Origin of the sequence: Microbacterium sp. zg-Y625, assembly GCF_030246925.1 — a bacterium.
In the GTDB taxonomy this organism is placed as follows: domain Bacteria; phylum Actinomycetota; class Actinomycetes; order Actinomycetales; family Microbacteriaceae; genus Microbacterium; species Microbacterium jiangjiandongii.
The window spans coordinates 475,589-500,905 of record NZ_CP126740.1 but is presented as its reverse complement, the minus strand read 5'-3'; the positions used below and the strand labels follow the sequence as shown (position 1 = coordinate 500,905).

Annotated in this window: 18 protein-coding genes; 11 read left to right on the top strand and 7 right to left on the bottom strand. The window is 67.1% G+C overall.

The features are described from left to right. Positions 1-81: 81 nt before the first annotated feature. Complete coding sequence (locus tag QNO14_RS02215) at positions 82-678, top strand: arsenate reductase/protein-tyrosine-phosphatase family protein (protein WP_257506599.1); 597 nt, start codon at positions 82-84, stop codon at positions 676-678. A gap of 156 nt (positions 679-834) precedes the next feature. Here QNO14_RS02215 and QNO14_RS02210 read toward each other — a convergent pair whose 3' ends face one another. Beyond that, complete coding sequence (locus QNO14_RS02210) at positions 835-2,058, bottom strand: hypothetical protein (protein ID WP_257506598.1); 1,224 nt, start codon at positions 2,056-2,058, stop codon at positions 835-837. A gap of 111 nt (positions 2,059-2,169) precedes the next feature. Between QNO14_RS02210 and QNO14_RS02205 the strand changes: the two genes are divergently transcribed. Both QNO14_RS02205 and QNO14_RS02200 read left to right on the top strand, forming a co-directional pair. After that, complete coding sequence (locus QNO14_RS02205) at positions 2,170-3,531, top strand: tyrosine-protein kinase domain-containing protein (protein WP_257494850.1); 1,362 nt, start codon at positions 2,170-2,172, stop codon at positions 3,529-3,531. Positions 3,532-3,621: 90 nt separating this feature from the next. Continuing rightward, a complete protein-coding gene (locus QNO14_RS02200; RefSeq protein ID WP_257506597.1) occupies positions 3,622-5,088 on the top strand; it encodes a tyrosine-protein kinase domain-containing protein in 1,467 nt (488 codons plus the stop codon). Positions 5,089-5,106: 18 nt separating this feature from the next. Here QNO14_RS02200 and QNO14_RS02195 read toward each other — a convergent pair whose 3' ends face one another. Together QNO14_RS02195 and QNO14_RS02190 are read right to left on the bottom strand one after the other, a co-directional pair. Beyond that, entirely contained in the window at positions 5,107-6,642 is a 1,536-nt protein-coding gene (locus QNO14_RS02195; protein WP_257506596.1) for a hypothetical protein, read from the bottom strand. Beyond that, positions 6,639-7,451, bottom strand: coding sequence for a glycosyltransferase family 2 protein (locus QNO14_RS02190; RefSeq protein ID WP_257506595.1), 813 nt, complete (start codon positions 7,449-7,451; stop codon positions 6,639-6,641). The genes QNO14_RS02195 and QNO14_RS02190 overlap by 4 nt, the downstream gene beginning before the upstream one ends. A gap of 66 nt (positions 7,452-7,517) precedes the next feature. Here QNO14_RS02190 and QNO14_RS02185 point away from each other — a divergent pair, with 66 nt between their 5' ends. Further along, positions 7,518-8,000: a GtrA family protein gene (locus QNO14_RS02185; RefSeq protein ID WP_257506594.1), complete on the top strand. Its 483-nt coding sequence runs from the start codon at positions 7,518-7,520 to the stop codon at positions 7,998-8,000. On the opposite strand, the gene QNO14_RS02180 is transcribed toward QNO14_RS02185, so the two are convergent. Beyond that, positions 7,966-9,762, bottom strand: a complete 1,797-nt coding sequence (locus QNO14_RS02180) for a DUF4012 domain-containing protein (protein ID WP_257506593.1) — start codon at positions 9,760-9,762, stop codon at positions 7,966-7,968. The genes QNO14_RS02185 and QNO14_RS02180 overlap by 35 nt on opposite strands. Before the next feature lie 129 nt (positions 9,763-9,891). On the opposite strand from QNO14_RS02180, the gene QNO14_RS02175 reads away from it, so the two are divergent. From QNO14_RS02175 to QNO14_RS02145, 7 genes are all read left to right on the top strand, one after another. Beyond that, positions 9,892-11,406 carry a sugar transferase gene (locus QNO14_RS02175; RefSeq protein WP_257506592.1) on the top strand — a complete coding sequence of 505 codons (1,515 nt, stop codon included), beginning with the start codon at positions 9,892-9,894 and terminating at the stop codon, positions 11,404-11,406. A 474-nt stretch (positions 11,407-11,880) separates the two neighbouring features. Further along, the gene (locus tag QNO14_RS02170) at positions 11,881-12,630 is read left to right on the top strand and encodes a WecB/TagA/CpsF family glycosyltransferase (RefSeq protein ID WP_257506591.1); all 750 of its coding nucleotides are present in this window, start codon (positions 11,881-11,883) and stop codon (positions 12,628-12,630) included. After that, positions 12,627-13,478 carry a glycosyltransferase family 2 protein gene (locus tag QNO14_RS02165; RefSeq protein ID WP_257506590.1) on the top strand — a complete coding sequence of 284 codons (852 nt, stop codon included), beginning with the start codon at positions 12,627-12,629 and terminating at the stop codon, positions 13,476-13,478. The genes QNO14_RS02170 and QNO14_RS02165 overlap by 4 nt, the downstream gene beginning before the upstream one ends. A 2,226-nt stretch (positions 13,479-15,704) precedes the next feature. Further along, on the top strand, positions 15,705-17,000 hold the full coding sequence (locus QNO14_RS02160; RefSeq protein WP_257506589.1) for an alginate lyase family protein: 1,296 nt from the start codon (positions 15,705-15,707) through the stop codon (positions 16,998-17,000). Then, positions 16,909-18,519, top strand: a complete 1,611-nt coding sequence (locus tag QNO14_RS02155; protein WP_308211039.1) for a lipopolysaccharide biosynthesis protein — start codon at positions 16,909-16,911, stop codon at positions 18,517-18,519. Before QNO14_RS02160 ends, QNO14_RS02155 begins: the two co-directional genes overlap by 92 nt. 214 nt (positions 18,520-18,733) lie before the next feature. After that, a complete protein-coding gene (locus tag QNO14_RS02150; RefSeq protein ID WP_257506587.1) occupies positions 18,734-19,999 on the top strand; it encodes an O-antigen ligase family protein in 1,266 nt (421 codons plus the stop codon). 360 nt (positions 20,000-20,359) lie between these two features. Continuing rightward, the gene (locus tag QNO14_RS02145) at positions 20,360-21,670 is read left to right on the top strand and encodes a UDP-glucose dehydrogenase family protein (RefSeq protein ID WP_257506586.1); all 1,311 of its coding nucleotides are present in this window, start codon (positions 20,360-20,362) and stop codon (positions 21,668-21,670) included. A 19-nt stretch (positions 21,671-21,689) separates the two neighbouring features. On the opposite strand, the gene QNO14_RS02140 is transcribed toward QNO14_RS02145, so the two are convergent. From QNO14_RS02140 to QNO14_RS02130, 3 genes are read right to left on the bottom strand one after another with little or no spacing between them, the layout of a single operon-like run. Further along, positions 21,690-22,721, bottom strand: a complete 1,032-nt coding sequence (locus tag QNO14_RS02140) for an alcohol dehydrogenase catalytic domain-containing protein (protein ID WP_257506585.1) — start codon at positions 22,719-22,721, stop codon at positions 21,690-21,692. 2 nt (positions 22,722-22,723) lie between these two features. Next, positions 22,724-23,830: an aminopeptidase gene (locus QNO14_RS02135; RefSeq protein ID WP_257506584.1), complete on the bottom strand. Its 1,107-nt coding sequence runs from the start codon at positions 23,828-23,830 to the stop codon at positions 22,724-22,726. Next, positions 23,827-25,317, bottom strand: a complete 1,491-nt coding sequence (locus tag QNO14_RS02130) for an FGGY-family carbohydrate kinase (protein WP_257506583.1) — start codon at positions 25,315-25,317, stop codon at positions 23,827-23,829. Before QNO14_RS02130 ends, QNO14_RS02135 begins: the two co-directional genes overlap by 4 nt.

Below are 25,317 nucleotides of genomic sequence, written 5' to 3'. Positions count from 1 at the left end.
AGCCGGAAGCGGGAAAGGGAACGGGCCGGAGGGGCCCCGATACAGTGGCACGGCGCCCGTACCCGAACCGAAAGGTCGTCCGTGTTCGAGATCATCACCGTCTGCACCGGCAACATCTGCCGCTCACCGCTGGCTGAGCAGCTGCTGCGCACACGGCTGGCGGGGCTCCCCGGCAGCGTCAACAGCGGCGGCACCTACGACATGCGCGCGTCGGAGATGCCCGCCGAGGCCCAGCGCCTCGCCGCGCAGCACGGAGTACCCGCGGAGCTGTCGACCGAGCACCGTTCGCAGCTGCTGAACTCGCGCATGCTGACCACACCCGACCTCATCCTGGCCATGGCGCGCGAGCACCGCCGCGCCATCGTCGAACTCGCGCCGGCGCGCCTGCGCTCCACCTTCACCGTTCGCGAGTTCGCGCGACTGGCGAGGGACACCCCGGATGCCGAGATCATCGCGGCCGCCGACGCCGCGGGCCAGGACCCCTCGGCACGACTGCGCGCGGCGGTGGCCTCGGTCGCCGCGCACCGCGGCGTCTCGCTGCCCCCGGCCGACCCGGCCGACGACGACGTTATCGACCCGTACCGCCGCTCGTGGAACACCTACGAGCTGTCGGCTTCGCAGCTGGTGCCGGCCATCGACGAGGTCGTGCGGGTCGTTCGCCTGGCCGTCCCCGCCTGACCCGCAGCGCCCGACCGCGGCCCGCAGCGCACCCGCGCCGCCGGCTGGCGCCAGACGCACCCCGCAGCACCCACAGCGCCCGACGGCGCCAGAAGCGCCCAACCGCAGCAACCGAAGCGCCCACCCCCAGCGCCCGAAGCCGCCCCGCGCCGCGGGCTACCCGGCCGGCGCCTCGCCGGTGCCGGGGTCCGTCACCGGCGGGTCCGTGACCGGCGGGTCGACCGGACCGGGATCGGTCGGCGGCACACCCGGATCGGTCGGCGGCACACCCGGGTCGGTCGGCGGCACACCCGGGTCGACGTACCAATCCGAGCCGTCCGATCCACCCGAACCGCCAGACTCGGCGTCCTCCGCCGCCTCTTCCTCGGCCGCGATCTCATCGAGAGCGCGCTGGTTGTCCTCCCGCAGCGCGTCGACGAGCGGCGGCAGCACGAGCATCGCCTCGATGCCCAGCAGGCCTCCGGCCTGACCCGACGGCACCGCCGCGGCGGCAGCCGTGAGCGCGTCGCGGAAGCTCTGGTCGGCCTGGTCGTTCTCGGCGTTGACCGTCGCGGCCCACGCCGGGAACGTCGCGCCGAACGCAGCCACCTGCTCGACGAAGCGGTCCCGCAGATCGGTGACAGCACCCCGCAGGGCATGCATCCGCTCGGTGGGCTCCGCCATCTCGGCCGCCCGGGCCTGCACGTCGTCGATCGCCGCACCGACGTCGGCCAGCGAGTCCTCATCGATGGCGGGCCGGGAGTACGGGGCGGGCAGCTCCGGCAGCACGAGCGCGTCGAGCCCTGCCCGGTAGTCGGTCAGGGCCTGCATCGCCGCGGCCCGCGCGGGCTCGTCGGAGTATCCCTCCACCGCCACCAGGGCCGGCTCGAGGCGCGCGGCATCCTCCCGGCCGGCGGTGACGTCGGCCTCGATGCGCGTGGCCGTCGCCGAGAGGCTCTGCTGGGCGTTCACCAACGCGGCCTCGTCGGTGGCGAGCGACTGCAGGGCGTCGGCCGCAGGGCTGGCTGAAGCGAGCTGGATGCCGCCGAAGACCGCCGTCCCCGAAACGACCCCGACGGCGAGCACGGCGACGAGCACGCTCAGCCAGTCGGTGCGCTTGTGACCACGCGAACTCTTCTTCGCCTTGCCGCCACCGCCGCCGCCCGACAGCACCACCGGCGCCGCATCCGCCGCCGCGCTCTGCACCAGATCGACCAGACGCTGCGTGTCGTCGACCGGCGCCTGCGCCTGGCGCCGAGACCCCCCGACCCCGACCCCGTCGACGCCCCCGCCGCCGAGCATCTCGGCCAGGCCGGCATCGCTCGGCACCTCACGCGCGGCGGGCTCGAATTCGTCGCGAGTGGCCCGGTCGTCGTCGAACAGTCCAGCGAGAGTGCTCATGGGGTCCTTGCGGAAACGTGGGCTGCGGTCAGCCGAAAAGGAGAAAAGTGACAGGACAATTCGTGAAAGGATACCTCGCGCAGGATATATCACCCCCGAGGCAGGAGCGCCATGGACATTCACGACTATGCGCGCATCCTGCGCCGCAATCTCGTGCTCATCATCTCGCTGGCGCTGATCGGCGTCTCCGGGGGTGCTCTCGTCGCATTGACGACACCGGCGCGCTATACCGCTTCGACGCAGCTTTACGTCTCGGTCGGCACCAATGGCGGCACCACGTCGGAAATGACTCAGGGCACCAATTTCGCGCGCCAGGCGGTGACCACCTACGTCAGCGTGATTCCCAGCGCCATCGTGCTCGATCCGGTAATCGAGCAATTGAACCTCGATGAATCGGCCGAAGAACTCGCTCACCAGGTGAGCGCGTCGGCGGGTCTCAACACCGTGGTCATCGACGTCACCGTGAACGACCCGAGCCCCGAGCAGGCCGCGCGCATCGCCAATGCCATCGGCGAGAGCTTCACCACCGTGGTCGCCGAGCAGCTCGAGGCCCCGACGGGCGATCGCCCCTCCCCCGTGCGCATCGAGACGCTGCAGCCGGCGCAGGTGCCCCTCAGCCCTTCTGCGCCCAACATGCGCCTGTCGCTCGCACTCGGCGGACTGCTGGGGCTCGCGGCGGGCGTGGGCATCGCGGTGCTGCGTGAGGTGCTCGACACCCGCATCCGCACGGTGAAGGACGTCGAGGAGATCACCGGCGCCCCGACCCTCGGCGGCATCGCCCTGGACCCCCAGGCCAAGACGCGCCCCCTCGTCGTCGCCGCGGCCGCCCGCGACCCGCGCGCCGAGGCCTACCGGACGCTCCGCACCAACGTGCAGTTCCTCGCCCTCGGTGGCGGCCCCGCGGCGTACGTCGTCACGAGCGCCGGGCCGAGCGAAGGAAAGTCGACCACCTCGGCCAACCTCGCCATCGCGTTCGCCGAGACCGGCGCCCGCGTCGCGCTGCTCGACGGGGATCTGCGCAAGCCCAAGGTGGCCGATTACTTCGGCATCGAGGGCGGGCTGGGGCTCGCCGACGTGCTGGTGGGCCGGGTCGCGGCATCCGACGTCATCCAGCGCTGGGGCCGCGGCACGCTGTTCCTGCTGCCGGCGGGCACGGTGCCGCCGAACCCGGCCGAGCTGCTCGGCTCACAGGCGATGGCCAAGCTCATGCGCGAGCTGAAGGCGGCGTTCGACGTGATCATCGTCGACGCCCCACCGACGCTGCTCGTGACGGATGCCGCTGTCGTCTCGCGACACACGAACGGGGCGATCGTGGTCGCCGCGGCCGGCTCGACGACCAAGCCGAGGCTGGCGAGCGCGGTGAAGAACGTCGAGGCCGTCGGCTCGAAGGTGCTCGGCACCGTCGTCACGATGGTGCCGACCGCCGGCGCCGACAAGACCGCCTACGGCACCTACGCCTACGCGGCGCAGTGAGCCCCGGCCGGTCGGGCGCGTCCCGGGCGGCCTGCGGCGCTGTGGAAGAATGACCCGAACCCGACCATCACACCCCTGGGAGACCACCGCGTGGAACTTCGCGATTACCTGCGCATCCTGCACAAGAACTGGATTCTGCTGCTGGTGCTGCTCATCGCAGGCCTCGCCGGCGGCGCCGGGTATGCCTTTCTGCAGACCCCGAAGTACGAGGCATCCACGCAGCTGTACGTGTCGGTGCGCACCGAGGGCGCGGCCACGGGCGACCTCGTGCAGGGCACGAACTTCGCCCGCCAGATGGTCACGAGCTACGTCGATGTGATCCCGACGAGCCTGGTGCTCGACCCGGTGATCGAAGAGCTCGAGCTCGACATCACAGCCGCCGAGCTCGCGGCGCAGGTGTCGGCCAGCACGCCTCTCAACACGGTGTTGATCGATGTCTCCGTCACCGATGAAGACCCCGAGCTGGCCGCCGCCATCGCAGACGCCACCGCCGCGAGCTTCGCGCAGGCCGTGCAGACGACGCTCGAGAAGCCGCAGGCCGTCGACGCCGTCAGCCCGGTGCAGATCACGATCACGCAGCCGGCTACGGTACCCGCCGCTCCCACCAGCCCGAACGTGCCGCTGCTCATCGCCCTCGGCGCCCTGCTCGGCCTGGCCGCCGGCGTCGCTCTGGCCGTGCTGCGCACGGTGCTCGACACCCGCATCCACACGCTGCACGACATCGAGGCGCTCACCGACAAGCCTCTGCTCGGCGGCATCGCGTTCGACCCCGAGGCTCCCAAGCGGCCCCTCATCGTGCACGCCGACCCCCGCAGCCCCCGCGCGGAGTCATTCCGCACCCTGCGCACCAACCTGCAGTTCCTCGACGTCGAAGACGGGCCGCGCAGCTTCGTCGTGTCGAGCGCCGGCCCCGGCGAGGGCAAGTCGACCACCACCGCGAACCTCGCGATCGCCCTGGCCGAGACGGGCGCACGGGTCGCGCTGCTCGACGGCGACCTGCGGCTCCCCCGCGTCGCCGACTATATGGGCCTTGAGGGCGGCGTCGGCATGACCGACGTGCTCATCGGCCGCGTGCAGCTGACCGACGCGCTGCAGAAGTGGGGCGCGAACCAGCTGTTCGTGCTCACGAGCGGCCCCGTGCCCCCGAACCCCAGCGAGCTGCTGGGCTCTGCGGCGATGGACCACCTTCTCGCCGCCCTCACCGAGCACTTCGACTACGTTCTCATCGATGCCCCGCCGCTGCTGCTGGTCACCGACGCCGCCGTGCTGAGCAAGAAGACCCGTGGCGTGATCCTCGCGGCTGCATCGGGCAAGACCAAGAAGCAGGACCTCTCCGGAGCCGTGCGCTCCCTCGAGACGGCCGGCGGCAACCTGCTCGGTGTCGTCGTGACGATGCTGCCGACCAAGGGCCCCGACAGCTACGGCTACGGCTCGTACACCTACGGCTCGACCCACCACCACGAGCAGGCGCCGGTCGAGCTCACGCGGGCCGAGGCCAAGGAACGGCGTGCCCGCCGCCGGGCCGCCGAGAAGACCACGGCCGGCCAGAACGCCTGACCGCCGTCCGAGGGCCGGTCAGGGCGCGCAGACGACGAACGGCAGCGCGGTCACGACCGGCTCTTCGCACGCGGCGGGGTCCGTCGTCAGCACCGCGTAGCCCGCGATGTTCTCAGGCGGCGCGTCGGTGAGCGCCACGTGGGAGCCCGCGAGCACGACCAGACTGACGGGCCCGCCCCACTGGGTGGCGATCCACTCGGCGTCGGCGACGGCGATCTCCGCCGCGATGGCGCGTTGGTGTGCGAGCACCGCGCCGTCGGATGCCAGCGCTTCGCGCGCCGCCGACACGGCCTGCGCCGCCGGCACGGTCGCGACGAGCACCGCGGCGAGGCCGATCGCGCCTCGCACCAGCCAGACCCGCGCGCCTCGCGGCGCAACGGCGGTGTCCCCGGGTGACGGGGCAGAGCGGCGCCCCTCTGCCGCGCGCCACAGCACCCCCAGGGCGGGCACGACGAACGCGAAGAGCACCGGCACGAAGGCCAGCAGGCCCGGGGCGGGGTGACGCACCCACAGCGGCGTGTGCATCGCGGTCGCCCACCAGCCGACGAACGTGAGCGCACCGACCACCGCTGCGACCAGCAGCGGCGCGGTGTCACGCACGCGGGCGCCGGCACCCACGCGCACGGATCCGAACTCGGGAACCCGGCGCACCACCACGACTGCCGCGGCGATGAGCAATACGACCGCGATCGCCGTCGCCGCCGCGACGGCGGCGGGAAGATGCCACGACGCCGACAGCGTCGCCAGCTTCTCGGGAACGGAGGTCGTGACTCCGGGCTGCCCGCCGTTGCGCACGAAGCCCACAGTGCTGCGCAGGTGCTGCCAGAAACCGGCCGGTCCGAGGGCGATCAGCGCGCAGAGCTCGACGATCGCGGTGGGCACAAGCGCGAGCACCGCCGGCAGCACGACGGCATGCAGGCGCCGCATCAGCGGGATGCCGGGCAGACTCAGCAGCATGGCCAGCACGAGGGCGGGAGCCGCCAGCAGCGAGATGTACTTGGTCTGGATCGCGAGGCCGAAGAGCAGCCCCGCGAGCCAGGGCCTGCGCTGCACCACCACCAGGGCCCAGGCGAGCAGGGCCGCCGCCGGCACCTCGCCGAGGATGTCTGCGGGACCCTGGATCGGCGACGGCGGCGCCGCGGCGTCGAAGGCGAGCGGAACCGTGACCGCCAGCAGGCCCGCCCAGCGACCGCCGACGCGGCGCCCAAGCAGCCAGACGGCAGCGAGCAGAGCGAGGTAGAACGCCGCCGGCACCAGGCGCGCCCCCACGACCAGGTCGACCCCGAAGGCCAGCACCGCCGCGATCGGCAGCAGCACCACCGGACCCGTCGAGATGCGCGCGTCGAAGGGCGTCAGGGTGCTGCCCGAGAGGGTGCCGTCGCTCGTGTAGCCGAGCCCCGCGAGCAGGTTGAGAGGCACGGTCAGGTTGAACGCCTCGTCCTCCCAGAGCGGGTTGACGGTGACGCTCTGCCACAGCACGACCAGGTGCGCCCCGGCGAGCAGGGCGGCCAGCAGCCAGAAGGCCACATCGGTCAGTCGTCGCAGCGTCGTCATGCCGCATCCGCGACGCGCGACCGCAGGTCCGCGGATGCCGTGCGCAGCGCCAGCATCGGGGCCGACGGTCGCAGCGACAGCCGCCAGAGCTCCCCCAGGGCATGACGTACGAACGAGCGCAGGCGCTTGGGTGGCAGTTTCGGCTGCCCGTTGCCGCCCCACATGGTGCCGACGGTCTCTCCGCCGCGGCGCGGCAGGCTGCGCACGGGCACAGAGGTCACCCGCAGCCCGCACCGGGCCTCGGCGAGCGAGAAGTGCACGTGCGGCACGATGGCATCCGCCCCGACGGCGTCGATGAGCTGCTGCAGCACCTGGGGCCGGTAGGCACGCAGCGGGGTGTTGATGTCGGGCACGCCGCGCCCTGCGAACGGACGCACGGCGACGCGCAGCCCGAAGCTCAGCGCACGGCGGAACCACGGGTCTTCGCGGCCGCGGCGCACCCCGTGCACCACGTCGGCACCGGTCGCCTCGAGTGCGCCGAGCACGCGGGCGATGTCGTTCCCTGCGAACTGCCCGTCGCCGTCGACGTGTACGACGACGTCGGGCGAGAGCTGCAACCCGGCCACGTACGCGGCGAGCGCCGTGGGTCCGTGCCCGCGGTTGCGGGTCTGCGTCTGCACCTGCACGCGGTCGAGTCCGAGACCCGCGACGACGGCAGCCGTCGCGTCGGTGGAACGGTCGTCGGCGACGACGATGTCGAGCTCCGACGCGAGCGGGGCGAGGTGCTCATGGATCTCGAGCAGGAATTCGGCGATGCCCGCGGCCTCGTTGTACGCGGGCATGACGACGGCGATGCGCTGAAAACTCACGTCGCGATCTCCCGGGCTGGTCGCTGTTCGGTGCCACTCGGGCAATCCCTGTAGCGTAGTCGAATCATGTCGCTCCCCCCGCGCGCGAAGCGCCTCGTCGCGCTCGGCACCCGGTTTCTCACCGTGGGCGCGATCAGCACCGTCATCGAGATCACCGTCTTCAACCTGCTGCTCGTGGGCTTCGGGTGGGATGCCGTCAGCGCCAAGGTCGTCGCCTCGCTCGTGGCTCTCATCAACGCGTACTTCGGCAACCGCCAGTGGACCTTCCGCCACCGCGCGCGACGCCGCCGCTGGCTGGAGGTGGCCCTCTTCGTCGGCGTCAACGCGATCTGCACCGTGCTCGGCGCGGTCATCGTGTGGCTCGGAGTGGATGCCGCCGCGGCGATGCTCGAACGACAGCCCGGCGCCCTCGTGGTCAACGTGATCAACCTGGCGAGCATCGTGGTCGTGGTCATCGCGCGCTTCGGCTTCTACCACGGCGTCGTCTTCCGCGTCGCGCCGCAGAAGAGCGCGGCTACTGAGCCGCGCACCCCGGCGCCTCGATCGTGACCGGTGTCTCGCGCACCATCGGGGTGTGCCAGACGTCCACCGGCCCGTAGTCGGCGCCCGCCGTTCCCGAGAACACCGCCGTGACGGCGTGCGTCGACGCGGGGTCGTTGATCACGTTGATCTTGACCGCCGGCCGGCCGAGGTGCTCGACGGGCGCCGCCGCAACCGGCACGCCGTCGACGGAGGCCGACACGAAGGTCGCGCCCACCGGACCGTAAAGGACGAGATCGGTGCTGATTACGCCCTTCGGGAAGAAGCGCCCGGGCGAGATGTAGCGGGCGAGACCCCGAACCTGATCGGGCTGCAGCGTCGACGTGAGCGATGACGTCACGGTGAACGTGGGCGCCACGTCGGCGGCCACCGTGCACGCATCGGTCGCCACCGTGACCGCGGTGTCCATGTAGTAGTTGAGCTTGCCCTCGGTGATGTCATTGACATACGAACCGATGAGCGTGGTCTCGGAGTTATCTGTGGGCAGCGCGCCGGTCAGGCGGGTGCCGGCGATGAGCTCGGCTTCGGCCGGCGAGGTCGGCACGTAGAGTAGCCGCCCCTCATCGATGGCGCGCGTCGCCTGCTCGATGAGCTGGCGCGGGTTAGAGACGGACGTGAGCGCGTCGAAAATCGCTCCCGCTGCGACCGCGAAGTAGGCATCCTGCATCCTCGGGTCGGGGAAGCGGGAATAGACCTCGTTCAGCAGATTCGCCACCACGGTATTCGACTCGAGCGCGTCGCCGTTGGGCAGGCTCACTGGACCGGTCGCCGCCATGAGGTAGCTGAGGGCGACGGGATCGATGGAGACGGTGCCGTCGATCGGTGTGCCGAACCGCTCCGCCCAGAATGCCCCCATGATCCGCGCCGACTCCGCGAAGTCGGGCGTCATCGTGACGTCCTGCATATACCGGCCCACCTTGTCGCCGTAGAGGGCAACGGTTGCCGGGTCGAGCTCTGCGACCGGGTTCGGCCGGCCGTTCACGAAGTCCTGGCTCGATGCCTGCTGAGCGATGGAGATGTCGCCGTTGTCGACATGCAACATGACGAGCGCAGCGGGGTTACCACCGGTCCCCCGGGATTCAGCGTTGTTCTGTACGAGCACCAAGTAATTGCGAGGACCCTCGGCGCCCAGCATGCCGGGCAGCACGGCAAGCGCCTGCTGAGCGGGTGCGATGAGCGGCTCGATCTGGGCGACCACACGATCGAGCTGGTCGACACCGGATGCCACCTGGTCGACGATGCTGCTGCGGTCGATGCCGTCGATGGTGGCACGGGCGTCGGCGACAGCAGTGGCGGCTTGATCGACCAGCTCGGATGCCTGGGTGAGCATCGCGGTGTCGATGCGTCCCCCCGCGGGGGCCAGACCGTCGAGGTTCATCTGCGATGCGGGGAGGGCTGCCCGCACGACCAGGTCGTTGATCGTCGCGGCGACGTCGCGCACGACGACGAGGTTCGGTCCCACGACAGGAAGTCCCTCTGCGAAGCGCCAGAGTTCGCCGTCTGCCTGCGCGCGCGCTACACCCGTGAGTTCCTGCAGCTGCGCCACGGTCTGCTGGGCAGCCGTAGCATCTCCGGCGAGGATCTGGTCCTTCGCGGCGCTGGCGAGCGGAACGGCGCTCTGCAGCGCGTCGCGGGCAGCAAACGCCCGGTCAGCAAGCGTCTTTGCTACCAAAGCGCCACCCGCCATGAGGGCGATGAGAATGAGGGCCGAGATCGTCAGAACCCAGAATCTGGTGCTGCGGATTTGGGGTCGCGGTTGCTCGGTTGACACCGCCACAGTCTAGGACGTGTCTTTGAACTGCATTTTCATTGGCTATGTTGTAGAGGGGGACTAATTCATGACGACGAAGTGCACGGCGGTGGGGCCCGGTTGCCCCCGATACGACCGGAATTCACGGCAATGACGACGACGTTCATTGGTACGCAAGACGCGACCGAACTCGATTCCGTGGATCCCACCGCGACTCCACCTACCGTCAAGAATTGGCGGCCGGCCTACGCCAGGCGCCTCATCCTCAGTGACCTCCTGGTGCTGATCGTCGTCGTGTTTGGCGCGCAGGTCGTCTGGTTCGGTATGGGAAACGCTGAGGTCGCTATGCGCGATGACCTGCGAATCTCAGAGTTGTCGTACTGGGCGTTCTCCACCGTGCTGGTGCTCGCCTGGATGTGGGGGCTCAGCCTGATCGACTCCCGCAGCCATCGCGTCGTCGGGACCGGAATGGCGGAGTACCGCCGCGTCGTCGATTGCAGTGTTCGACTGTTCGGCTACGTCGCGATCATCGGTTTCCTCCTCCGGATTGACGTCGCGCGGGGATTCCTTCTCATCAGCCTGCCCGTCGGGATCGTTGCTCTGGTGCTCGAGCGGTGGCTCTGGCGCCGGTGGATCAACACCCGGCGTCGGCGCGGCGAGTATTCTGCCCGCGTGTTGCTCGTGGGCTCGGAGCGGAGCGTCGCCGAGATCGCAAACGAGCTGCGGCGCACGCCCGAGGCCGGATACCTGGTCGTTGGTGCCTGCGTGCCCACTGGAAAAGTTGCCGACACCATACCGGGCACCTCGATTCCCATCATGGGAGCGGTCAGTACCATCGACCGCGCGCTTGCCGTCACCGGGGCCGACACCGTGGCTGTTACCAGCACAGACGACCTCCCGGCCCGCAAGGTGAAGGAGATCTCCTGGAGCCTCGAAGCCGGGCGCCAGCACCTGGTGCTCGCACCGAGCATCATCGACATCGCGGGCCCGCGTCTGCACACCAGGCCCGTCGCGGGCCTCCCGCTGATCCACGTCGAGACGCCACGCTTCAGCGGCGGTCAGTTGTTCGCCAAGCGGATGGTAGATCTGCTCCTGAGCCTCGGGGCCCTGATCATACTCAGCCCGGTTCTGCTCTTCCTCGCCCTCGCCGTCCGACTCTCCTCACCCGGGCCGGTGCTCTTTCAGCAGACCAGAGTCGGACTGCGCGGTCGCGAGTTCACCATGTTGAAATTCCGGACGATGGTCGCGAACGCTGAGGATCTCCTCCCCGAACTCGTTACGGGGCGACGGGACGCGGGCAACGAGGTGCTCTTCAAAATGAGTGACGATCCGCGAGTTACGCGAGTGGGTCGCGTCATGCGCAGATTCAGCCTCGATGAACTGCCGCAGCTACTGAACGTCGTCGGAGGATCAATGTCCCTCGTAGGCCCGCGACCGCCTCTTCCCAGCGAAGTAGAGAAGTATGCCGACCATGTCCATCGGCGCTTCCTCGCGAAGCCTGGCATAACAGGCGCTTGGCAGGTAGGTGGCCGGTCAACGCTCTCGTGGGAGGAATCCGTGCGACTCGATCTTTCCTACGTAGAGAACTGGAGCCTTCTCGGCGACCTCCTAATCCTCTTGAAAACGATTCGGGCCGTGATCGCGCCGGGCGCGACCGCTCACTGACCGTTCCTACCAGGGCCGAGCAATGCCTCTTCACAGGGTGGTAAATCAACGACGCCACGCACTCATGACAACCGTTGTGATGGCTCGCATGGCAGCAATTTCGGTCCCACGCTCTCCGACGCGGCGCCTATCCGCCATCAACAGACTTGAGCACTTGACCATTCCCGCCGACTGGCGAAAGCGACATACGATTCACGACACCGCAGATTCCAAAATACGGCGAGCCCGGCGTACGTTATATAGGAAGGTCCCGAGTTCCCCACAAATCCTCACCCCCCGCCGCGAGGGATCCTCGGAGGTGACAGCACCAACCGACGCGCAACCCGCGCGACTCCCCCATCACCGAATCCTCGACATCGCCCCACAGCGCGTGGATTGTGCGCCACCGGCGGGGCTTCGACTTGATCACCACCCTTGACGCTCACAGAGAGATACCCAGAGATGACGTCCCTCGCTTCTACACAACCAGGGAGCATGTCGATCGATACGTTCGACGTAACCGTTTCCCCCCTGACTGTGGATGGGGCCGTCGACGCAATCATTGCGGCCGCGAGCGGCACCTCCGCCACGCTGATCGCCGCGCACAACCTGCACAGCGTTTATGTACTCCATACCAACGATGCATTTCGGCGTTTCTACGACAGCGCTGACTACACACTGATCGACGGTTGGCCGATACTGTCCGCACTTAATCGCACACGATCACGAAGCGGGCTCCCGAAGTTGGGAACTGAATTCCGCATCGGCTCGACGGATTGGATCCCAGAAGCGATCCGCTCCGAACATATATCTCGCGTGCTTGTGGTTGGCGCTTCTCGCGAGTCTAACGAGGGGTTCATCCGGCGCGCCTCGACCGACAACCGCGGGATAGAGTTTTTAGGGATCCCCGGCCACCCCTGGCGACCACATCGACTCCCTGAGCTCGTAGAAGAGGCGAAAGAGTTCGGCCCGCAACTGACCATCGTCGGCATGGGAATGCCCCTCCAAGAGGAGGTCGCGCTAGCACTACGATCCGGCGGAGTGATGGGAGCCATCGCCACCGTTGGAGGCGCGATAGATCAGCTTTCCGGAGCCCAAGGACATGCGCCGCGCTGGACCGGACGCCTGAAGATCGAGTGGCTCTGGCGTCTGGCGTGTGATCCTCGCCGGCTCGCGAGTAGGTATCTGGTGGAACCCCTTGACCTGCTACGTGTGCTTTACCGTCGAAAACGAGCAATCCAATGAGAGTGGCGGCAGTAATCCCGACCATCGGGCGGCCCGAGTTAGTCCGCGCGGTAAGGTCCGCGCTGGACCAGTCCGTGCCCGTCTGGCCCGTCGTCGTGCTCGATCGCCCCTGGCTCCAACGGGAAGTGAACGAGCAACTGCGGGATCTCCCCCACGAGCTTGTCCTTACGACAGGCGCCGTCGGCGGGGCCTCAGCACGCAATCTAGGCGTGCGCAGTGCGCGCGCCGACGTGATCGGTTTCCTCGATGATGACGACGAGTGGCTTCCGGACAAAACTTTCCAACAACTAGAGCTCCTAAAGAAATCGCCTCGGGCGATCGCAACCAGCCGCGCCCGACTGATAGGTCGGAAAGAGCGCATAGTTCCTGAGCGACCATATGTGAGCGGGCAACCGATTGCCGACTATTTGCTTGACCGCTCATCGATCACCCTTCGCAAGAACTTCATGCAAAGCTCAACCCTGCTCATTCCTCGACAGACAGCCATCAATGTTCCCTGGCGGGACGAGCTTCCTCGGCACCAAGACTGGACATTGCTCATCGACCTTGTAGCCCAGCGCATGGAAGTGATGACGCATCCGGATCCTCTTGTGAACGTCTACCAGGGATCCACAGCCTCCGTCTCACGTTCCAAGGACTGGCGTGCCAGCGAAGCATGGTTAAACACTTTCGGCGCGAAAGCATCGCCAAAATCCAGAGCTGACTTCCTCTGCTCCGTCGTTGTACGTTCTGCTATCGCCGCGGGCGACTACAGGCAGGCTCTGCACATCCTAAAACGCGCGATTGCACTCCGCCCACATTTGTCTGCGCTCCTCGTGGCAGTCTCGGAAGTGGCACGCCGCGGATGAGCCCAAGCATCACCGAAATCGACCGTCGATTTCGAGACCGTTCCCGTTGCGCTACCGATGGCCTGCCAACCCGCACCCCCAACCGCGCGGCAGCCTCTGGCCGCAGTATACCGACACTGCGGCGCTTGCCGGATGTGAAATCCGGACCCCGCACATTGCATCATTGAGAATAGAGGACCCGAATGCTATTCGTCACAATAACTAGCCAGCGAGATAACCTGGGGGATTCCCTTCTGCGCCGCCCGCTAATTCGAGCCGCGCAAACGGGTGGCGCATGTCACGTCTTCGTTGGCCGAGGCGCCTCCGACTGGACAAACCTAGGCTTGAGGACAATAGATACGCTTTACACGAGCCGCCGTCGTTGGCTTGGGGCCCTGTTCCGAAGCGCGTTGAGCCAGAGGACGTCCCTTTTCCTGAATGCAGGAGAGCTACTGCCGGACCTCCGGTTTCGCGTCACCCGTGCACTCATGGCGCCAGCAATTGGACTCGTCAAGCTGCGCGGTGGCGCGGTCATCCACGCTGGCTTCGGGTTGCGAGACCCCGGGGGGAAAGTTCCATTTGCCGCCAAGGCAACCATACGGGCGAGTGACCTTGTGTCGTGGCGTGATGAAGCTTCGCGTCATGCGGTCGGGATTGGGACGGTGTGCCCGGACTGGGCGATGGGAGAGGGGCCGCCCGTCGAAGTTGTAGCCGAACGCCAGTACGAGGTCAGGACCAGCCGAGTACTCGCGCTGAGCATCCGCGGCGACCGGCCCATCCCATCGGACGAGTGGGTAGAAACTGTTCGACGCACCGCAGCCAACGATCTGCAGGCTCGAATCGTTGTGGTTTGTCAGGTGCGACGCGACGCGGTGCGGGCCGAGTGGCTCGCAAGGCAACTCGACGCGCAACTGATTGCTTGGCCAGATAGCGCAACGCACGCCGATCAGGAAAGAGCCGTACGCGCGGCATACTCGAAAGCGACGTGGGTGGCGTCGGACCGGCTTCACTCCGTGGTCATGGCCGTCACGGAAGGTGCGATCCCGCTCGATCTCGTTCCAGATTCGTCGCGGAAGGTCTCGCGTGCGCTCGCGGTCGCTGATCTCACCCTCCTTCCTGCGAGGCACGCTTCAGCCCGCATCGATGCAGATCAGGCGCAGGTTCTGAATTCGCTTCGTTCCGCGCGGAGCCGACTAGACGATCTCGCATGCGCAATCGCTGCGCGCGTCTCGGGCGAGCGTGCTACGCCTTTGCGGGTGCTCCACACAGTCTCAGCGCCAGACCACACAACACGTTATGCCCGGCACATGGCCGCTACCGAGGACTTCGGGATTAGGCCGCTGTTTCTCGGCTGGCCTCGCGCGCTCTTTGGCCGCTACGAGGCGCTGCACGTTCACTGGCCTGAACACTTCGTGCCCGCAGGCTCCTCGCCCCGAGAGCGGGCTGTGCGCCTGCTGGCACGGATAGTCATCAGACGTGTTCGACGCCGCAGAATCCCTGTTATCCGTACCCTTCACAACGTCACTCCACATCGTCCCGTGACCCGGGACTGGGGAGCCACCCTTAGGTCCGCGCTCGACATGCTCACTACTGCCGAAATCCACCTCGTCCCAGGAGACCCTAAAGTCTCAGAGGGCACCGTCCACCTGATTCCTCACGGGAGCTACCGAGAGCCATATGCCGACGTTCCGACGCAGTCTGCGGTGCCGGGTCGCGCGTTGCACTTTGGCCGATTGGAGCAATACAAGGGCGTTCCGGAACTTCTTGGCGCTATGCACGCATCGCGCATCGAAGAACTCCGGATCGTAGGCGCTCCGACCGACCAGCGCGTGGCTCAAGCGGTTCGGGACGCCGCTGCCTCGGACAATAGGATCTCCTACCAGTTCGGGTTTGTGCCCGACGAGGACCTGGCTGTCGAGATCAGCCGGTCCTCCCTGTGCGTCTTCCCATACCGAGAACTTCATAGTTCTGGTGCCGTACTCGTTGCCCTTTCACTGAATCGGCCAATTTTGGTACCCCTCACTGCCACCACAGTCGCACTTCAGCAGGAGGTAGGAGACGAATGGGTGCGCATATATCGCCAGTTCGACAGCAGCGAACTCGATGCGGCGCTGGAATGGTCTTTACATGCGCGTAAAACCTCGCGACCGAATCTGGATGAACGCAGCTGGCAGCGCATACGAGACCAGCACGGGAATGTACTCCGGTCTGCAGTGGCCGAGCGAACCGCTCTGTAAGGGCGCGCCGATGACCTCTTACATACTTACTTATCTTGACTACAGCGAACTCAGATTCGTCAGGGATCAGTTCCGTGCAGGAGAGCCTGAGATTGTGAGCGCAGTTACGGAGCTAACGCGCGAAGCAGACAGCCTGCTCGGCATCCCGCCCGCATCTGTGACAGATAAGACTGCCCTCGCCGCATCGGGCAATCCTCACGACTTCTATGCGATCGGCGGATACTCCTGGCCCAACCCCGAGACGCCCGACGGTCTGCCTTACCAGTATCGCGACAGCGAGACGAACCCAGAGGCACTCAACTCGACGGCTTTCGATAAGGGACGCTACGAGGACATGACCGCGCGCGTGGCGACACTCGGGCTCGCCTACTTCTACACCTCGGACACGCGGTACTCGACTCACGCCACGAGGCTGCTTCGCGCATGGTTCATCGACCCGACAACGCGGATGAACCCGCACTTCCGCTATGCGGCTGCGCGGCCGGGTGTTTGGGACGGGCACTTCACGGGCACAATCGAAGGCGTATTTCTCATCGAGATGCTGGACTACGTCGCACTTATCGGGGACTCGTCCGAGTGGACTTCTTCTGACGATGAAGCCCTCCGGTCTTGGTTCCGAGAGCTCAGCGACTGGCTCGCTCACAGCCCCTTCGGACGGCGCGAGATATTCTCGACGAACAATCACGGCTCTTATCTGCTCGCGCAGATTCTCGCGTTCGCTACATATGGCCGGGAATACGAGAGAGCGCGGCGGGTGATTCCGTTGGCCCGCCGCGAGTTGCGCCGCCAGATCCGTCCAGACGGCAGCATGCCATTGGAGATCGACCGCGCGGATGGATGGTTTTACTCCGTGTATGGGTTGCGGGCGTTCACAGTGCTCGCACGACTAGCCGAGCACTATGGTGAGAACCTGTGGAATAGGGGCGCTCTAGCTCAGGCCTGCGCATCGTTGGCTCCGTACCTGACTGGAGCCACTGCCTGGACCTTTACCCGAGGGCATAAACCGTGGGAGCACGACGCAATTCAGCTGTATCACCTCGCCGCTCGCGCGTACCGATCTGCCGACCTACTTTCTACGGCGATGACAATCGCGAACGAATCATCCGAGCCTTTGCGGGATCAGACGCTACTCGGGCTGCCCGCAACAGACGTAACTGGCGGCCACAAGCGAATTCCCCTGGCTCAGCATTGGACGCACGCTTCCTTGCCCAAACGTGGACCTGTCTCCGCAGGATCAAAGCTCACCGCGCGTGCACTGGGAGCCCTCTGCGCGCGCGGTCTATGGCCAGGCAGGGCGCTGCCATGACCAGAGCCAGCTCCATTTTCCCGTCCCGAGAGATTCGAGCGCGGAGTTGAGTCGTCCACATACTGCGGCTGGCGGAATCGGCGGCTCCGCGTCACGCGGAGTGAGGGCTACGGCCATCGGACAACTTGTCGCGATTGCGACTCAGTTGCTCAGCGTGGTAGTCCTTGCTCGCCTCCTGAGCCCTGAGGATTACGGCCTGCTCGCCATGGTAATGGCAATCGTCGTGATCGGGGAGGTGATCCGCGAATTCGGGCTCGCGAGCGCTGCCATTCAGGCACCAGATCTACCGAGACAACACCGTACGAACCTCTTCTGGTGGAACACGGGCCTCGGTGGCATGTGTGCGCTTGCGCTCTTCCTATGCGCGCCACTTATTGCGGACTTTTACCACGAACCGCGCATCACAGAGATTGCACAGGCTCTCTCGCTTACCTTCCTACTCGGTGGCGTGACCACCCAGCCGAAGGCACACCTGGCAAGAGATCTGCGATTTGGTGCTTTGGCCCTCACGGACGTGCTACCCGGCGCGCTGGGCCTAGCAGGCGCGATAGTCGCCGCGCTCTTGGGCTGGGGGGTATGGGCGCTTGTAGCGCAACGGTTGATCATCGCGATCTCGATGCTCGTGCTCGCGGTCTCCTTCGACCGCTGGCTACCCGGGCTTCCACGCCGCAGTGAGGGAATGCGACCTCTGCTGCGCTATGGACTTAATCTCGTGGGGACACAGCTCGTTTCCGGCACGAGCCGGAACGTGGACTACATTGTGATGGGTCACCGATTCGGAGCGGAAGCCACAGGCCTATACAGTCGCGCGTTCGAACTCGTGATCAACACGCTCAATCAGATAAATGCCCCTTCCACGAAGGTAGCGGTCCCGATACTTTCCCGCCTCCAGCATGATGAGGCTCGGTTCACCAGCTTCCTCTTGCGCGGTCAACGCACGCTCCTCTTCGTTATCATCCCAATACTGGGGGTGGGCGCGACGCTTGCCGAACCTCTCGTTCAACTCGCTCTCGGCCCACAATGGTCGGCTGTTGTTCCATTCGTGCAAGCGCTGGCTGTCGTGGCAGCAACCGACAAGATCCTCGGCTACGCAACATGGTGGTACGCCCTCTCGCGGGCGAAGACGGACGTCACGTTCAAGGTGACCGTCGTGAAATCGGTCCTCCTGATCACCGGGATCATCGTTGGGTCAGCGTCTGGGCCGCTTGGAGTTGCTTGGGGCTACGCAGCGGCCACGACCCTCGGGTGGCTAGCCGATCTCGCGATGTATCGGTGGCTTGCTGATGCGCCATCAGGCAAGCTATTTACCAACGCTCTTGTCGCGCTGTTCATGAACGCGATCCCGGTCGCTGGCACCCTCGCGGCTGCGCACTGGCTATCTGATTTACATGCACTGGCGTACCTTCTGGCCGGGCTCGGCACGTATTTTGCTCTATGGCTTTCGGTTTGCCTTTCGGTTCCAGCCTTCCGCACTGAAATGTCCGACGCAATCCGACTGATCCGCCGCCTAAAGAGGTGATCGCTGAACAAAGGCCGGCACCCACGATCCGGTACAGGGCCGGGCCTTTGAACAGGGAGATCGGCGCGTTTCCTGACGACCTAGACTGGGCCCCGGCGAATCGGAGGCGTGCATGCCGTGCCGCGCCGTTTACCACCCTTCACACCGGGCCTCTGCCTGTCGCAGGGAGGCGGCGCTACGGCGAGCGGAGCGACGCGCCGGTTAGCATGGGCACATGACCTCTCCTTCGAACTCTTCGACTCAAGGAGAGGGCGCCATAAAGCGCTGGCGAATCGCGCTGGTGGGTTTTGCATTCGTCCTCGCGTCGTCACCAGTTGTGTTCCGAGACCACCCCGAGTGGCTGAGCTTCGCGCTGTGCGGCCTCGCCGTCATGGTGCTGTGCACCGCCGGGCGGGGCACTAAGGTCACAGCTGGCCTGGCCATCTTCGTCACGTGGGCCGCCCTCAGCGCAATATGGTCATCGGATCAGGTCGGCACCGCGATCGATCTAGCAACGCTCGCAGCATCAGTCGTCATCGGCTTCGCGTTCGCGGGGTTCGGCGCACGAATCGTCGCGCAGGGGCTCCTGGTGGGGAGTGCGACATCGACCGGGGTCAGCCTGCTGCTGGGGATCATTGCACCCAGCTACGGACGTTCGGATGAGTTCGGCGGCGCGCTCACCGGCATTTATGCACACCGCAATTTGTTAGCGTCCGTCGCGGTCATTTGCCTGGCACTGATCGTGGCAAGAATGATGAATGCTTCGACCGCAAAGGAGAGATGGGGCCTGGCGCTACTGTCGACAGTCGTCCTGGCGACCATCGCCGCGACGAACAGCAGTTCGGCCATCGTTATCGCGGCTGTTGTGGTGATCGGCGGCGCATTCGTCCGGTTTGGCGGGTTGCTAGGGCCTCTGGGACGGCTCGGGCTTCTCCCTCTCCTCTCGGTGCTAATCGGGGGCTTCGGTCTGCCGATGCTCATCCAGTCCGTGCCTGAAATCACTGCGAGCGTCGGTCGAGACACAACGTTGACCGGGCGGACGGCAATTTGGAACATCGTGTTGTCCCTAACCGCAGAGCGGCCACTTGTCGGCTACGGATGGGGCGGCGTATGGCGCGGTGAAGTCGGCGACTTCGTCCGTTACGCCTTCGGCTGGAACACAGCTAGATCGGCCCACAGCGGGTTCTTCGATGTGCTGCTCCAGCTTGGCTGGGTGGGGGCCCTAGTTATGGCTGGCGCAGCGCTCGCCGCCGCCATCCGCTCGGTGAAGCTGAGCGTAGCGTCGCCTGAGTTCTCCTGGCTGGTGCTCGTGCTCATCGCGCTCTTCGTCAACAGCTTGTCGGAATCGTTGCTGACCCGCCCACTCGGCACCTTGCTCCTAGCGGCGATCGCCGCCGTCTCCCTAGTGGAGCTGCGCCGGCGGACGATAGAGCCTCCGGTATTCGGCGGGCGAGGGGCGTCGGCAGGCTCTGATATGCCGCAGCTAGCCCGGCGACCATAAGCGCCGCGACGTCGACCGCCCCGCCATCGTAGATGCGGTTTTCCGGATTTCATGGCCCGAGTCGCGAGCGGCGCACCGACTTGCTCATGGCCCCGAGGCTCTTACGAATGGCCCGCGCTTACTTGATAGCCGCTCCGTGATCCCGTGGGGCGGTAGTCGCCCGCCAGTGCTTGACTTGATCGCCACCTGTCATAGGAATTGCCCGGGGATGTTGCACCCTCCCCGTATCGGCATCGGCATCGGCATCGGCATCGGACGGGGAGTCGGGCATGCTCTGGTAGGAAGGGAGGTGCGGACACGGCCTTTTCGGATCTGAGGCCGGCACTTTTTTCCGCCGCCCGCCCCTTCCTGAGGAGTCTCATGCGTCTGTCTGTCATCGGTTGCGGTTACCTCGGCGCGGTCCACGCGGCGGCGATGGCATCCATCGGCCACGAGGTGGTCGGTATCGACGTCGACGCCCGCAAGATCGAGATGCTGTCGAGCGGCGAGGCGCCCTTCTTCGAGCCCGAGCTGCAGGAGCTGCTGACAGAGGGAATCGCGTCGGGGCGGCTGCGCTTCACCACCGACATGGCCGAGGCGCAGGGCGCGAAGGTGCACTTCATCGGAGTCGGCACCCCGCAGCAGAAGGACGGCTACGCCGCTGACCTCACCTACGTCAACGCCGCCGTCGATGCGCTGCTGCCGCACCTCAGCGCGGGCGACATCGTCGCGGGCAAGTCAACCGTGCCCGTGGGCACCGCGGCGACCCTGGCCGAGCGCGTCACGCCGACGGGGGCGACCCTGGTGTGGAACCCCGAGTTCCTGCGCGAAGGCTTCGCCGTGAAGGACACCATCGACCCCGACCGGCTCGTCGCCGGTGTCCCTGCGGGGCCCGAAGGCGAGGCCGCCGCCGAGCTGCTGCGGGAGGTCTACCACCCGTCGGTGGCCAAGGGCACCCCGTTCATCGTCACCGATCTGGCCACCGCAGAACTGGTGAAGGTGGCCGCGAACGCGTTCCTGGCCACGAAGATCAGCTTCATCAACGCGATGGCCGAGATCGCCGAAGTCACCGGCGCCGACGTCACCACCCTCGCCGACGCGATCGGCCACGACGCCCGCATCGGCCGCCGATTCCTGGGTGCCGGCATCGGGTTCGGCGGCGGGTGCCTGCCCAAGGACATCCGCGCGTTCGCCGCACGCGCCGAAGAGCTCGGCCGGGGCGAATCGGTGACGTTCCTGCGTGAGATGGACGCCATCAACATGCGCCGCCGCGACCGCGCCGTCGACCTCGTCGTACAGGCCCTTGGCGGCTCGGTTTTCAAGAAGAACGTCACCGTCCTGGGAGCGGCCTTCAAGCCTCACTCCGACGACATCCGCGACTCCCCCGCCCTCGACGTCGCCGTCCGCCTGCACGGCCTGGGCGCCTGGGTCACCGTCACCGACCCGCAGGCCATCGACAACGCCCGGGCCCGGCACCCGCAGCTGAACTACGTCGAAGACCGCGACGAAGCGCTGCGCGGAGCCGACGCCGTCATCGTCGTCACTGAATGGGACGAATACCGGCGCCAGCTCACCCCCGAGCACGCGGCATCCCTCGTCACCGGCCGGATCATCGTCGACGGCCGCAACTGCCTCGACGCCGCCGCCTGGCGCGCCGCCGGCTGGGACTACTACGGCATGGGCCGGCCGTAGCACGCCCTCCTCTCGACGCTCAGTCGTGGGCGTTCTGCAGAACCGCGCGCGAGCGCAGCTGGCCTGCGGCGAGAAGCTCCAACGCCCGTTCCGCCTGCGACATGGGGAACAGATCGACCACCGTCCGGATCTTGCCCTCCGCGGCCAGCCGCAGAACCTCGTTCATGTCGCGACGTGAGCCGAGGATCGACGCTTTGATGACCTGTTCGCGGTTGAAAGGAAAGTCCTGCACCGACACCGGCACGCCAGACACCAACGTGCCGCCCCATTTCAGCGCCCGTAGAGCCTGAGCGGTGACCTCGTCCGAGGGCGCGAAGGTGAGAGCGGCGTCGAGAGAGTCTTCCAGCGCCGCGCCCGGGTCCACCCGCGATGCGTCGATCGCCTCGGCCGCCCCGAGCTCCAGGGCGACGTCGCGATGTTCCGCACGGCGCGCCACAGCGATCACCTGAGCACCGGTGAGCACGGCGAACTGCAGAGCCAGATGACCGACGCCACCCAGCCCGAAGACGCCCACCCGCATGCCGGGCCTCAGGTCGAGCTTCTTCACGGCGCCGTAGCCGGTGATGCCCGGGCAGAACAGCGGTGCGGCCGCCGCGAGGTCGAGCTGCTCAGGCACGTGATAGGTATGGGCCGCGTTCGAGAGCATGAACTCGGCGAACCCCCCGTTCACGTGCTCGCCGGTGATGAGGCGACGATGGCAGAGATTCTCGCGGTCACTCAGGCAGAATTCGCATTCCTCACACGTCCACCACAGCGGCTGCACGCCCACGGGGTCGCCCACACTGAACCCGCTGACTCCCTCCCCCAGTGCCGCTACCCGGCCGGTCACCTCGTGGCCGGGGATGATGGGACTGATCGCCGGCACTCCGCCGTCGACCCAGTCACCTTCGATGAGGTGCAGGTTCGAGCGACACACGCCGCACCCGGCGACGTCGATGAGCAGCTGCCCCGCGGCGGGTTGCGGCGTCGGCGCTTCGCGCCACTGCATCGGGTGCTCGGCCAGAGGCCCCGGAACATCCACTTCGTTTGCCAGCATGTCGGTCTCCTTCACTGTTAGTTCTGTCTGCGCGCCACAGCCGCGTCGACGAGGGGAGGCTGCACCGCACCGTCGCGGATCAACCAGGTGCCGTCTGCCGACAGCGAACCGCCGGGCGCTGCACGCAGGTCCTTGACGATGTCCCAATGCAACGCCGACTTGTTCACCCCACCGCACTGCGGATAGGCCCGGCCCAGCGCGATGTGCACCGTGCCGAGGACCTTCTCATCGATGAGCAAGTCGCCCGTCATCGTCGTGAGGGCCGCGTTCGTGCCGATCCCCAGCTCCCCCACCCGGCGAGCGCCGGCGTCGGTGTCGAGAAGATTCCGCACGAACTCGAGCCCCTCGGTCGCGCGCTCCCGCACCACCAGGCCGGCCTCGAACTCCAACTCGAGATCGCAGACCTCGACGCCGGCGAACCAGAACCGCCCCGGGAAGTGGATGACCCCGCTCACGCTGCGCTCCAGCGGGGCGGTCGCGATCTCGCCGTCCGGCCAGTTCGCACTCCCCGAGAAGGCGACCCAGCGACGGCCGGCCACTGGCAGCTCGAGGCGACCCCACGAGTCTTCGATCACCACCGTGCGCGCTTGATCGAGCTGCGCGCAGAGCGCCGACATGCGGGCCTCGGCCTCGGGCCAGTCCGCATCGAACGAGGCCGCCCACTCGGCCAGAAGCCGGTCGGCATCCTGTCCCGTCGCCTGGGCCCACTCGGGGGTGGGGGTGCGCACGAGCGCCCATCGCGTCTCCTGCCACCGCAGGGTCGACACGATGCCGCGGCCGTGTCGCAGCGCCGCGATGCGCGTGGGCTCGGCGTCGACCACAGGCGACGTCATGGCGCGGAACGACACGTGCACGTCGCACCACCGCATCGCCGCCGCCTCCAGCGGCGGCGCCTGCTCGAGGACGGTGGCGTCGGCCCAGCGCAACGCGCTCTCGTCGAACCGCTCATCGGTGGCGACGACTTGGGGCACAGCCCCACGCCGCCAGCACTCGTCCACGAAGGCTGCCACAGCAGCAAGCGCCGACGCGTCAGTGAAGAACACCGACACCTTGTCACCCGACGCCACCCGCACGCCGTCGGCGACGAGTGCGGTGATGCGCCGCCAGTCGATCCCCTGGCTCATCGCGCCCGCTCATGCTGAAGAGGAGCCACGGCACGGTACAACGCCGCGAAGTTCGAGTGATCCGCGATGAGCAAGGCGCGCGTGCCGTCGTCGGGGCGCACCCGCTCTTTCTCCCTGACCCATCCCCGGACCTCGTCCGGCCGCTCCACAGCCCCGACCCCGAGCGCGGCGAGGAAGGCATTGCCGTATGCGGCTCCCGGCGAATCGGTGACCTGCTGCTCGAGCCCGGTGACCGTGGACACGGTCCCCATGATGATCGGGTTCTGCGTGGCGCCGCCGATCGCCACCACACGGGAGACCGCCGCCTCGCCGGCGCACAACGCGAGGATCGCCGCGGCGATCGAGTGGCCGACGCCCTCGAGAACGGCCCGGGCCACGTCCGCGCGGGTGTGCTCCAACCCCAGCCCGATCAGCACGCCGCGGCTGGTCGGGTCTTGGAAAGGCGTGCGTTCCCCGGCGAAGTGCGGCAGCGCGAGCACGCCTCGCGCGCCCGCCTGCGATTGATGGGCCAGATCGATGAGCCGCGAGAAGGTCAGTTCGTCCTGCTCGTCTGCGAGGCCCAGCAGATCCGCCAGCCACCGAGTCGCGGTCCCGGCTGTCGACGTGCCCGACGCCAGCACGTACGTGCCCTCGAACACGAAGGGCGCCGACCAGAGGCCGTCTTGTGGCCGAGGTCGGTCGCCCACGCGGATGAAGTAACCGCTCGATCCGTACATCGCCATCAGCTCCCCGTCCGAGACGACGCCGGAGCCGACCGCCTCCGCAGGCGAATCGGTCGTCCCGACGATGACCGGGGTACCCTCCGGAATGCCGGTGATCGTCGCCGCCGCGGCGGTGACCGCACCGGCTGTCTCCGTGGTCCAAGCGATGCGAGGCAGCCGAGCGGCGTCGACGAAGTCTTCACAGCCCGATACGTCCCACGCGCCCGCGCTCAGGTCATAGAGCGGGTGGAAGTACCCCGCCGTGGCATGGTCGATGACCACCTCTCCGGTGAGCTTCGCGACCAGCCACGACTGGCTCGTCATGAACCAGCGCGCGCGCTGCCAGACACCGGGCTCTTCGTCCTTCAGCCAGGCGATCTTGGGGCCGGCCGACTGGCTGGTGAGCGTGTTCCCCGACCGCCGCACGATCTCGTCCTCACCGAGCGCCGCTGTGAGGCGTTCGATCTGCGCCGTCGCCCGCGTATCAATGCCGTACAGGATCGCCGGACGCAGCGGCCGAAGGTCGACGTCGGTCGCGACGACGCACGGGCCGATCGCGCTCACTGCCACCGCCGCGATCCTCTCCGCCGCCGGGGACTGCCGGACGAGATCGCGCGCGATCTCGCAGACGTCGCCCCACCAGGCATCCTCCGGGTCCTGCTCGACCCACCCCGGCGCGGGAGTGTCGATGCCGTGACGGCGACGAGCGGCGGCGACGACCGTGCCGTCGCGGTCGACCAGCACGCCCTTGCTCTCGAACGTGCCGACATCGATCCCGAGGAACAT